Origin of the sequence: Mesorhizobium sp. C120A (genome assembly GCF_030323105.1) — a bacterium.
Classification (GTDB): Bacteria; Pseudomonadota; Alphaproteobacteria; order Rhizobiales; family Rhizobiaceae; genus Mesorhizobium.
Genome location: NZ_CP100476.1, coordinates 394,302 through 405,627, shown reverse-complemented (window position 1 = coordinate 405,627; position 11,326 = coordinate 394,302). Strand labels below are relative to the sequence as shown.

The 11,326-nt window shown below is 64.7% G+C and carries 10 protein-coding genes; 7 read left to right on the top strand and 3 right to left on the bottom strand.

Annotated features, from left to right (window positions below; genetic code table 11):
• Nucleotides 1–25: 25 nt before the first annotated feature.
• A complete protein-coding gene (gene pncA / locus NL532_RS01885) occupies nucleotides 26–640 on the bottom strand; it encodes a bifunctional nicotinamidase/pyrazinamidase (protein WP_023683560.1) in 615 nt (204 codons plus the stop codon).
• Nucleotides 641–921: 281 nt separating this feature from the next.
• Between pncA and NL532_RS01880 the strand changes: the two genes are divergently transcribed.
• Genes NL532_RS01880 through NL532_RS01855 form a run of 6 tightly spaced genes read left to right on the top strand, consistent with a single transcriptional unit; the run spans nucleotide 922 to nucleotide 8,217 of the window.
• Nucleotides 922–1,785 carry an FAD binding domain-containing protein gene (locus tag NL532_RS01880; RefSeq protein ID WP_023829341.1) on the top strand — a complete coding sequence of 288 codons (864 nt, stop codon included), beginning with the start codon at nucleotides 922–924 and terminating at the stop codon, nucleotides 1,783–1,785.
• 11 nt (nucleotides 1,786–1,796) lie between these two features.
• Nucleotides 1,797–4,760 (top strand): molybdopterin-dependent oxidoreductase, encoded by a 2,964-nt coding sequence (locus NL532_RS01875; protein ID WP_031203250.1) that lies wholly within the window; start codon nucleotides 1,797–1,799, stop codon nucleotides 4,758–4,760.
• Nucleotides 4,757–6,298: a hypothetical protein gene (locus NL532_RS01870; RefSeq protein ID WP_023683557.1), complete on the top strand. Its 1,542-nt coding sequence runs from the start codon at nucleotides 4,757–4,759 to the stop codon at nucleotides 6,296–6,298. Before NL532_RS01875 ends, NL532_RS01870 begins: the two co-directional genes overlap by 4 nt.
• Nucleotides 6,298–7,182 carry a UPF0280 family protein gene (locus NL532_RS01865; RefSeq protein WP_023714548.1) on the top strand — a complete coding sequence of 295 codons (885 nt, stop codon included), beginning with the start codon at nucleotides 6,298–6,300 and terminating at the stop codon, nucleotides 7,180–7,182. Before NL532_RS01870 ends, NL532_RS01865 begins: the two co-directional genes overlap by 1 nt.
• Nucleotides 7,175–7,759 carry an amino acid synthesis family protein gene (locus NL532_RS01860; RefSeq protein WP_023714549.1) on the top strand — a complete coding sequence of 195 codons (585 nt, stop codon included), beginning with the start codon at nucleotides 7,175–7,177 and terminating at the stop codon, nucleotides 7,757–7,759. The genes NL532_RS01865 and NL532_RS01860 overlap by 8 nt, the downstream gene beginning before the upstream one ends.
• The gene (locus NL532_RS01855) at nucleotides 7,756–8,217 is read left to right on the top strand and encodes a MarR family winged helix-turn-helix transcriptional regulator (protein WP_023714550.1); all 462 of its coding nucleotides are present in this window, start codon (nucleotides 7,756–7,758) and stop codon (nucleotides 8,215–8,217) included. Before NL532_RS01860 ends, NL532_RS01855 begins: the two co-directional genes overlap by 4 nt.
• A 1-nt stretch (nucleotide 8,218) precedes the next feature.
• Here NL532_RS01855 and NL532_RS01850 read toward each other — a convergent pair whose 3' ends face one another.
• A complete protein-coding gene (locus NL532_RS01850; protein ID WP_023829343.1) occupies nucleotides 8,219–9,331 on the bottom strand; it encodes an aminomethyl transferase family protein in 1,113 nt (370 codons plus the stop codon).
• Nucleotides 9,332–9,401: 70 nt separating this feature from the next.
• The gene (locus tag NL532_RS01845; protein WP_023829344.1) at nucleotides 9,402–10,172 is read right to left on the bottom strand and encodes an ABC transporter substrate-binding protein; all 771 of its coding nucleotides are present in this window, start codon (nucleotides 10,170–10,172) and stop codon (nucleotides 9,402–9,404) included.
• 254 nt (nucleotides 10,173–10,426) lie between these two features.
• Between NL532_RS01845 and NL532_RS01840 the strand changes: the two genes are divergently transcribed.
• Complete coding sequence (locus tag NL532_RS01840; RefSeq protein ID WP_023689203.1) at nucleotides 10,427–11,317, top strand: SGNH/GDSL hydrolase family protein; 891 nt, start codon at nucleotides 10,427–10,429, stop codon at nucleotides 11,315–11,317.
• Nucleotides 11,318–11,326 lie beyond the last annotated feature (9 nt).

The window sequence follows — 11,326 nt, the reverse complement described above, 5'->3', positions numbered from 1 at the left end:
GCCCCCTCGATGCGTCACGATCCAGTCACTCCGAGATCGGGTCTTCGAGCTTCACCCCGGCATCGCGCATCCTCTTCAGCATCGCCTCGACCGAACCGTTTAGATCGATGCCGCGGCACGCGTCGAGCCGCACCGTCGTCTTGAAGCCTTGCTTGACCGCGTCGAGGGCCGAAAAGGCAACGCAGAAGTCGGTCGCCAGGCCAACCAGGGTCACACTGTCGATGCTGCGCTCCTTGAGGTAGCCGGCGAGCCCCGTCGGCGTCTTGTGGTCGTTCTCGAAGAAGGCGGAGTAGCTGTCGATATCAGGGCGAAATCCCTTGCGGATCACCAGCTCGGCCTTGGTCCAGGCGAGCCCCGAGTGAAAATCCGAGCCGAGGCTGCCCTGGATGCAATGGTCCGGCCACAGCGTCTGCGGCCCATAGGGCATCTCGATCGCGCTAAAGGGCTGCGCCCCCGGATGGCTGGAGGCAAAGCTCGAATGACCGGCCGGGTGCCAGTCCTGCGTCAGCACGACATGCTCGGCATGCCGAATCAGATCGTTGACCAGCGGCACGATTTCGTCGCCGCCGGCAACCGCCAGTGCGCCGCCGGGGCAGAAGTCGTTTTGCAGGTCGATGACAACAAGCGCTTCGTCGGCCATGGCGCCTCTCCTCTTCTACGTCTCGAACGGGGGATCGAGTGAAATACGCCGCTGATGCGACCGGATGCTGAAACTTGACCGGATGGCCGCCTGCGTCAACCTCTGCAAGCGTAAGAAATGCTTGGCGGCCGGGTTCCCTTAAACTCCGGCTTTGACAATTTCCGCCAGCTTGATATCATTTGCATACGAATGAATTTGGCCTGATCAGACACTGGCGGGTTCGGGAAGTCCCCACCTTTGAAGGCCCCAATGGGAAGGCCGATTTTTTTGGAAGGCAAAGCGTGATCCGTTACGCGAAACCCACCACGCTCGACGAGGCGCTCGCTCTGCTGGGCGAGGGCGCCTGGCGCGTGCTTGCCGGCGGCACCGATTTCTATCCAGCGCAGGGCGCCAAACCGTTCCGCGAGAATGTTCTCGATATTAACGGCCTGCACTCGCTGCGCGGCATTGCCGAGACCGAAACCCATTGGGTTTTGGGCGCCCGCACCACCTGGACCGACCTTGTCCGCCATCCATTGCCGGCGGCTTTCGATGCGCTGAAGCAGGCCGCGCGCGAAGTGGGCTCCCTGCAGATCCAGAATGTCGCCTCGATCGCCGGCAATCTCTGCAATGCTTCGCCTGCCGCCGATGGCGTTCCGGGACTGCTGGTGCTGGACGCCGAGGTCGAGCTGCGCTCTGCAGCCGCGACGCGTAATCTGCCGCTGCAGGAGTTCATTCTCGGCAACCGCCGCACCGCGCTGCTACCGGGCGAGCTGGTCACCGCCATCCGGGTGCCGAAGCCCAGGGCCGCCGGCACGTCGGCCTTCGTCAAGCTCGGTGCGCGGCGCTACCTCGTCATCTCCATCGCCATGGTGGCGGCGCGCCTCGTTGCCGAGGCTGGCATCGTCATGGAAGCCGCTGTCGCGGTCGGGTCCTGCTCGGCCGTGGCCAAGCGGCTCGCCGCTGTCGAAGCCGTGCTGGTGGGCAAGCCTGTCCGCCCGGCACTCGCCGGTGCGATCTTGGCCGCGCCGATGAACGAGCTCTCGCCGATCGCCGACGTGCGCGGCAGCGCCGAATACCGGCTCGACGCAGCGCGCGAGCTTGTCGCCCGCGCCGTGCTGGGGGCTTGCGGGCTGACGAACGACAACAGCATGGTGGCGGCATGAGCCACTCCGAGATGTTTGAAGCTCTGCCCGACCTCGTGCCGGACGTCGGCCTCGATCGCGCCGAGATCGCCTTCGCCGTCAATGGCGCCGCCGTCTCGGTCAATGTGCCGCCGCTGCGCCGTCTGTCGCAGGTTTTGCGCGACGAATTGCAGCTGACGGGCACCAAAATCGGCTGCGATGCCGGCGATTGCGGCGCCTGCACGGTGCTGGTCGACGGCGACGCCGTCTGCGCCTGCCTGATGCCGGCGGCCTCCGCAGCCGGGACGTCCGTAACGACCGTCGAAGGCCTCGCCGATGGCCTTCTCTCGGCGCTGCAGGCGTCCTTCCTGGCACATGGCGCCGCGCAATGCGGCATCTGCACGCCGGCGCTGCTGGTCGCGGCAACGGCGCTGCTGGATGGCACACCGAATCCGACCGAGACCGAGGTGCAGGATGCGCTGGGTGGCATCCTGTGCCGTTGCACCGGCTACAGAAAGATCATTGCGGCAGTGATGGATGCGGGACGGTTCGAGACGTCGACCGACGGCGCTGCCCCTCATCCGCCTGCCGGCACCTTCACCCCGTATAGTGACGGGGAGAAGGGAAGTGCTCCAGCGCCGACGGTCCCCTCTCCCCGTTCTTCACGGGGAGAGGGTAAGGGTGAGGGGCAGCGCCAACGTCATTCGTTGGAATTCAACTTTGAACGTAGAATGCCAACCACAGGGAATGCTGTAGGCGCCTCCCCGGTCCGGCTCGACGGCGTGCCAAAAGTCACCGGCGCTGAAAAATTCGGCGCCGATGCCTTTCCCGCCGATGCGCTGGCCGTGCTGGTGGTCCGCTCGCCGCATTATCATGCCGGCTTCGCCTTCGGCGACCTGGAGGGCTGGGTGAAGTCGCATTCCGGCATCGTCGGCGTCTTCACCGCCGCCGACATTCCGGGAAAAAACTGTTTCGGCGTCATCGGTCCGTTTGCCGACCAGCCGGCGCTGGCCGAAGGCTTTGCGCGACTGCGCGGCGAGGCAGTGGCGCTGGTCGCCGGCGAGCGCGAGGCCATGCTCGATCTCGACCTCCAGGATTTCCCGGTCCGCTGGACCGAGCTGCCGCATTTTCTGCAGCCCGGCGACGCGCAGGCAGAAGGGGCGGCGCTCATCCACGCGAACCGCCCGGCCAATTTGTTGACCAAGGGCTTTGTCGAGCGCGGCGACCCCGAGGCGGCGCTTGGCGAGGCTGCCTTCACAGTGTCCGGTGCCATCGACACCTCCTATGTCGAGCACGCCTACATCGAGCCGGAAGCCGGCCATGCCTATATGGATGGCGACACGCTGGTCGTCGTCGCCTGCACCCAGGCCCCCTACATGGATCGCGACGAAACGGCGAAGGTGCTCGGTCTTGCCGTCGACAAGGTGCGCATCGTGCCGACCGCGACCGGCGGCGGCTTCGGCTCGAAGCTCGACGTGTCGCTACAGCCGCTCATCGGCCTTGTGGCACTGAAAACCGGCCGGCCGGCGGCGCTTGCCTACACCCGCAACGAATCCATGATGTCGACCACCAAGCGCCACCCCGCCGAGATGAAGGCGACGATCGGCACTGACGCCGAAGGCCATGTCACCGGCATGATCTTTTCCGGCGATTTCAACACCGGCGCCTATGCCAGTTGGGGGCCGACTGTGGCCAACCGCGTGCCGGTGCATGCCTCCGGTCCCTATGCGACGCCGAACTACCGCGCCGAAGGCCGCGCCATCCACACCCACGGGCCGATTTCCGGCGCCTTCCGCGGCTTCGGCGTGCCGCAGGCGACGATCATGCAGGAGACGCTCTATGATGAGCTCGCCGGCAAGCTGGGCATGGACCGGCTCGATTTTCGGCTGAAGAACTGCCTTCGGAACGGATCCGAAACGGTTACCGGACAGCGACTGGAGTCGGGAGTCGGTATTTTCGAGTGCCTCGACTCCTTGCGGCCGCATTGGGCTCGCGCGACGGCCGACGCAGATACCTTCAACAATGCCAATACGAGCAAAAAGCGCGGCGTCGGCATCGCGTCCTGCTGGTATGGCTGCGGCAACACTTCGCTGCCCAATCCGTCGACCATAAGGGTCGGTATCTCGCCAGAGGGGGAGGTCATCCTGCATCAGGGCGCCGTCGATATCGGCCAGGGCTCCAACACCGTCATTGCCCAGATCTGCGCCGACGCACTCGGCCTGCCGCTTGAAAAATTCAAGCTGAGAAGCGCCGACACCGCGATCAGCCCCGACGCCGGCAAAACATCGGCCTCGCGCCAGACTTTTGTCACCGGCAAGGCGGCCGAGAAGGCCGGCCGCGCCTTGCGCGAAAAGATCCTGCGTTTTGCCAATGTCTCGGAGAACGCGAGCCTGCAATTGGACGGCCCGGCGATCGTCATTCGCGAGGGCGAAGCCACTCGGCGTATCGATCTCGCCGCGCTCGATGTCGATGCGGACAGTTTCGTCTTTCGCGCCGAGGAGACCTACGATCCGCCGACGCTGCCGCTCGATGCCAAGGGCCAGGGCAAGCCTTACGCCGTCTACGGCTATGGCGCGCAGATCGCCGAACTCGAGGTCGACCTCAAGCTCGGCACGGTGAAGCTCTTGAAAATCACCGCCGCGCACGATGTCGGCAAGGCTATCAACCCGCTGCTGGTCGAAGGCCAGATCGAAGGCGGCATCGCGCAAGGCATCGGCATGGCGCTGATGGAGGAATACATCCCCGGCCGCACCGAGAATTTGCACGACTATCTCATCCCGACCATCGGCGATGTGCCTGAGATCGAGCACATATTGATCGAGGTTCCCGATCCGGAGGGACCGTTCGGCGCCAAGGGCCTGGGCGAGCATGTGCTGATCCCGACCGCACCCGCCATCCTCAACGCCATACGCCACGCCACCGGCGTTCTCATCACCAAGGTTCCGGCGACGCCGACGCGCATCCGCGCCGCCATCCGCGAAAAAGATGGCATCCGCGACAAGGAGGCACGCCGATGAGCGAGCTTGCCGAACGCTTCGAAACCCACGATCCGGGCGAAAAGCTGGTGGCGGAAAAGATCCGCTGCGATGCCTGTCCGGTGATGTGCTACATCGCCGATGGCCGCACCGGCGCCTGCGACCGCTACGGCAATGTCGGTGGCCGCATCGTGCGTATGGACCCGCTGACCATCCTCGATCATGCGGCAGAGAGTGGCGCCGCGGTCGTGCCCTTCACCGCCGAGGGCGAGCAATGGGACGGCGAACTGGTCAACAACGGCCGCCGCTTCGTCACTGCGATCGGCGCCGGCACCACCTATCCCGACTACAAGCCGGCCCCCTTCATCGTCAGCCAGGAGGTCGAGGGCGTCGATCTGGTGACCGTGGTCACCGAAGGCATTTTTTCGTACTGCGGCGTCAAGGTGAAGATCGACACGGACCGTCATCTCGGCCCCGAAACGGCAATCGTGCGCGCGCAAGGCGAGGCGATCGGCCACGTCACGACAGGCGAGTATGGCTCGCAGATGCTGTCGCTGGGCGGCGTGCATCATCTGACCGGCGGCTCCAAGGCCGAAGGCCGGGCAACCTGTGACGCGATGCTCAGTCTGTGCAATCGCAAGCCGGTCGAACTGACCATCGATGGCGGCGCCACCATCACCGTCGAAGCCGGCAAACCACCTGTCATCGACGGCAAGCAGGAACACCGCATGCGGGTCGGCTGCGGCTCGGCCACCATCGGCATGTTCGCCACGCAATGGCGCGGCCTTGTCGACGAGGTGGTGGTGGTCGACGACCACATCACCGGCGTCGTCTCCGAGCATCAGGCCGGCAAGGTGCTGGGCTGGCAGGACACCGGCATCAAGATCATCGGCCGCCGTTCGACGCCGGGCCGCTATTTCAAGGTTTCCGAGCCCGGCCTCGGCTGGGGCGGCACCTCGATTTCCGACCCGCTGTCGATCCTCGGCGAATGGAACGCCAAGAAGGGCGCCCGCCCCGGCCTGTCGCTGCTGATGGTGTCGACCACCGGCGAGCAGTTCGCCTATTACGAGCTCGACGACGAGTTGAAGCCGGTGGAAAAACCGTTCCCCGAGCGGCTGCAGAAATCGGTCGGCCTGATCGAGGACAATTGCGAGCCGGCGCTCTGCACCGTGCTGTTCATCGGCGGCGCCGGCGGTTCGCTGCGCGCCGGCGTCACCGAAAACCCGGTCAATCTCACCCGCTCGGTGCAGGGCTTGAATACCTATGTTACCGTTGGCGGCGCGCCGGTCTATGTCTGGCCGGGCGGCGGCATCACGCTGATGGTCGACGTCATGCGCGTGCCGGAAGGCGCCTTCGGCTATGTGCCGACGCCGGCGCTGGTGGCGCCGATCGAATTCACGCTACGCCGCGACGACTATGTCCGGCTGGGCGGCTACGAGGCCGAGATACGCAGCGTCGAGGATATCGTTGCCAAAGGCGGCGAATATCTCAACCCGCGCCGCGGCTCAGGCGCCGAGGCCCACAATCCATGGCCGCCGCTGGCGCAGTTGCGCCGCGTCGGCTCGAACGGGGCCTCTTGATGCAAGGCCCGCAAGTCCACTGGCTGCAGGACGGCAAGCGGCTGCACCTCAACCACGGGCCGATCGACCTGATCGTCGAGGCCTTTGGTGAGGCGGCTGAGTGTCGTGCCGCCTACGATCAGGCGATCGAGCGCTTCCAGACGATCCTGATCGAGTTGGTCGAGGAGCTTCCCGAATTGCGGCTGCCGGCATTTTTCCTGGCGCCGCGCACCTTCGCCGGCCCGACCGCGCGGCGCATGGAAGCAGCCGTCATGCCGTTGGCGGAATGCTTCATCACGCCGATGGCCGCCGTCGCGGGATCGGTAGCCGACGAAATGCTCTCGGCATTGCTTGCCGGTCGCAAGCTCGACCGGGCCTATGTCAACAATGGCGGCGACAGCGCCCTCCATATCGGCAAGGGCCAGTCGATGAACCTGGCGATCGCCGGCACCGGCAACGGCATGGCCGACCGCCTCACCATTCGCTCGGCGGACGGCGTGCGCGGCGTCGCCACCAGCGGCTGGCGCGGCCGTTCGTTCTCGCTTGGCATCGCCGACGCCGTCACCGTGCTGGCGCGCACCGGCGCCGAGGCCGATGCGGCGGCGACACTCATTGCCAACGCCGTCGACCTGCCCGGCAATCCCGCCATCAAGCGCATTGCCGCGCAGGAACTGGCGCCCGACAGCGATCTCGGCGCACGGCTGGTGACACAAGCCGTCGGCATGCTCGCGCGTGACGATGTGGAGCGGGCGCTGGACAATGGCCTTGCCGTCGCCGAAGATTTTCGCCGGCGCGGCCTGATTGCCGCATCGGCGCTGTTTCTAGGTGGGGAAGCGCGCATCAGTGGTTCCATGGCGCTTGCCGCGCCCAACAAAAATCCAGGGAAGGAAGTTGCCCATGCCTGAGTTTCCGATCCGCAAGATTGCGGTTCTGACCGAAGAGATTTTTCACGATGGCGGCCCGGTCGCAGCTGCGCCGCGCCGCCGCGCGGCGGCCGTGGCGCTGGTGAAGAACCCGTTCGCCGGCCGCTACGTCGAAGAACTGCAGAGCGCCATGGACGATCTGAAGCCGCTTGGCCTGCTGCTCACCGACAAGCTCATTGCCGCATTGGGCGGCGACATCAAGCAGATCGACGCCTACGGCAAGGGCACCATTGTCGGCTCGTCGGGGGAGCTGGAGCACGGCGCGCTGTGGCACGTTCCTGGCGGCTACGCCATGCGCGAGCGGCTCGGCGACGCCAAGGCGATCGTGCCGTCGGCAACCAAGGTCGGCGCCTTCGGCTCGCGGCTCGACGTACCGCTCGGCCACACCAACGCCGCCTATGTCCGCAGCCATTTCGACGCCATGGAGGTAGGCCTCAGCGACGGGCCTCGCCCCGACGAAATCCTGTTTTGCCTCGCCATGAGCTGCGGCCCGCGCGTGCATGACCGCATGGGCGGCCTCGCGGTTGGCGATATCAAGGCCTGGGACGGCTTGCGATGAGCGGCGGGGACAATCTTCTCAAGCTCGTCGAGGCCGAAGAGCCTGACGATCATGACTACCGCCTGCAGGAGCAGGTCGGCTTCATCCTGCGCAAGGCGCATCAGCGCCATGTCTCGATCTTTGCCGCCCAGATCAGCGACCTGACGCCGCCGCAATTTGCAGCACTCGCCAAGCTGCACGATGTCGGCGAGACCTCGCAGAACCAGCTCGGCACGCTGATCGCCATGGACGCGGCGACGGTCAAGGGCGTCATCGACCGACTGAAAGCGCGCGGCCTGGTCGACCTGACCAAGCACGAGGTCGACAAGAGGCGGCTGCTGGTCAACCTCACGCCAGAGGGACGCGAGGCGATCGAACGGCTGATCCCGTTGGCCCGCGCCATCACCCAGGAGACACTGGCGCCGCTGACGGCCAAGGAAGCGGCCACGTTTATGCGGCTGCTAGCGAAGTTAGCCTGATTTAGGCCCGCAGCCGAGCGCCTTCAGGATCGAAGAATGGCATCGGCGCCACCACCGCGCGGGTCGGCTTGCCGTCAATGTCGATGCTGAGTTCGGTCCCGATGGCGGTGAACGGCAGCCGCAAATGCGCCGTCGCCAGAACTTTGCCTAAGGAATAGCCGTGATCGCTGTAGGTGACGACGCCGGCATCCTCGCCGTCGGCGAAAACCCTGGCATCCGCGGCCGGCTTGTCACCGTCGAGAATCAGCCCGGTCCAGCGTTCGTCGAGCCCCTTGTCGCGAATTTTGAGCAATGCCTCGCGGCCGATGAACTCGCCCTTGTCGAACTTGATCCAGCGATCGAGCCCGACATGGAAGGGCGTACGGCTCTCGTCCATGTCGATGCCATGCGCCGGATAGGCCTTTTCCAGCCCGAGCGTGAACATGGCCAGCACGCCGTATGGCTTCAAGCCGAAATCGCGGCCGGTCCGCATCAGCGCGTCCCAGACGGAAGTCGCCTCGTCCGCCGGCACGAACAGTTCGAAGCCGAGCTCGCCGGTCACCCCGGTGCGTGAGATCAGGACTTTGGTCTCGCCGACGCGCCCTGAAGTGAACGCCCAGCGTTTCAACTCATCGAGATCGGCATCCGAAACCAGTGCTTTCAGCAGCTCGCGTGAGCGCGGCCCCTGTATGGTCGGGAAGGCGACGGCCGCGGTGATGTCGGTGACATAGGCCTTTCGCGCTTCAGCATGATGCTGCAGCCAGGGCAGCATCTTCAGCCGGTTGACCGAACCGGTCACCAGCATGAAATGCTCCGATCCCAGCCGGAACACGGTGAGGTCGTCCATGATGCCGCCATCGTCGCGGCAGACGGTGGAATAGCGCACCTGGCCGGGGCTCATCGCGGCCGCATCGTTGACGATAACGTGGTTGACCAGCGCCTCCGCTTCCGGCCCCTTGATGTCCATCTTGCCCATGGTGCTGAGATCCTGCACGCCGACTTTCTTGCGCGTGTTCAGATGCTCGTCGGCGATGCCGGAATAAGTTTTGGCCGAGACGAAGTCGCCGCCGACTCGGCCCATCGTGGCGCCGAGGCCAACGATGCTGGTGTAGAAAGGGGAGCGCCGCTCAACCAAGAAACTTCTCCGTCATCTCATGAAAACGGCAGCGCCTGATGGCGCTGCCGAGGTAGGAGCGGTGAAGGGGTTAACTTCCGTAGACGTCGAACGAGAAGTATTTGTCGTTGATTTCCTTGTACTTGCCGTTGGCACGCAGGGCGTCGATGGCGGCATTGAACTTGTCGGCCAGTTCCTTGTTGCCCTTTTGCAGGGCGATGCCGACGCCGGGTCCATGAATGGCCGGATCAGCGGTGAGCGTGCCGAGCAATTTGCAGCAGGCGCCATCGGGCTTCTTCAGCCATTCGGTCAGGATGATCGAGCCGTCCATCATCGCGTCGAGCCGGCCATTGGCCATGTCGGTGCGGGCGTCGTCGCCGGTCGGATACGCTTTCACGGTCGAGCCGGAGTATTTCTGCTCGGCGAAATTCTGGTGGATGGTTGCGCTCTGCACGCCCAGCACCTTGCCCTTCAGATCGTCCGGCGATGTGCCGGCGATGGTCGAATCCTTCGGCACGGCGATGGCCGGCGGCGTCTGGTAATATTTGTGGGTGAACTCGACCTTCTCGGCCCGTTCCGGCGTGATGGTGATGTTGATGATGGCGTCGAACTTGCCGGCCTGCAGCGCCGGAATGGAACCATCGAAATCCTGTACGGAGAATTCGCACTCGGCCTTCATCTCGGCACACAGCGCCTTGCCGAGGTCGATGTCGAAGCCGCCCAGCGTGCCGTCCGAATTGGCATAGTTGAAGGGCGGATAGGCGCCCTCGGTCCCGATCCTGAGTTTCTCGGCGGAGGCAGCACCGGTCCCAAGCAGCAGGGCGGTGGAAGCGGCAAGCACGAAACGACCGAAAAGACGCATGTTCCTGATCTCCGTTGACTAAGCAATTCCAGGGAAGGTGTTGGCGGTTTCCCGTCCGGAATTGCGCGAAAACAAGGATAGAAGTCTATGGTCTTTTGCAGGCCCCACGGAGACGGAAACGACATGCTCTGCGGCGATCACGGCGCGGCAAGCCGTCCTTCCCCAGGAATCTTACTGTGATCTAAATTACAGACCGATCATGGACATGGGCGCATGCTCAGCTGGAAGTAGACGGTCGTGGGAGGGACCTGGGGATGGACCAGCAGGAATTCGTGCAGGAAGCCGCGCAGCGGCGCATAGACGACGACATCGCCAAGCGCATCAGGGTTCACCAGGCCAACATCGAGCGGCTCGAAACCGCAAGGGAAAGCGCCGGCAATCTCGAGGCGGCCGTCGCCAACCGGCCGCTGGTGATGCTGGCGCAGGGCGATTCCTGGTTCGACTATCCGCTCACCGGCAACGGCTTTCCGTTCGTCGACACCGACGTGATCGCGCAGCTGCGCCGCATCGGCTCGATGCCGCCGACCATCCTCAACCTTGCCCATCATGGCGATGCGGCGACCGACGAGATGTCGCTGCCCAAGCAGCAGCGCATGATCGCCGCCCTGCGCAACAAGGCCAACTGGCTGGACGGCAAGCCCGATGCCATCCTGTTCTCTGCCGGTGGCAACGACATTGCCGGCGACCAGTTCTGCATCTTCCTCGACTTCAATGACGGCCACGCCCCCGGGCTGAACAAGAACCGCTTCACCAAGGCGCTCGGCATGGTCGAGGCCTGCTATCTCGATTTGTTCGCGCTGCGCGACCGCGTCGCGCCAGGCGTGCCGATCTTTGGCCATTGCTATGATTTTCCGATCCCGAACGGAGCGCATCCGTCCTGTGTCGGCCCGTGGCTGAAACCGTCGCTCGATTTCTGCAACTGGACGGTCGCCAAGGGCACGGTCATCGTTCACGACGCGCTGGCGGCGTTCCGCGATGTGGTGAAGCGCCTGGCCGACGATCCCAACAACAATTTCCATCTGGTCGACACGCAGGGAACGTTGAAGGTGGCCGACTGGGCCAACGAACTGCATCCCGATCCCGCCGGCTTCAAGAAGATCGCGCAAAAATTCGCCGATGCGCTGAAGGCCAAGCTGCAGACCTGACGCGGCTCG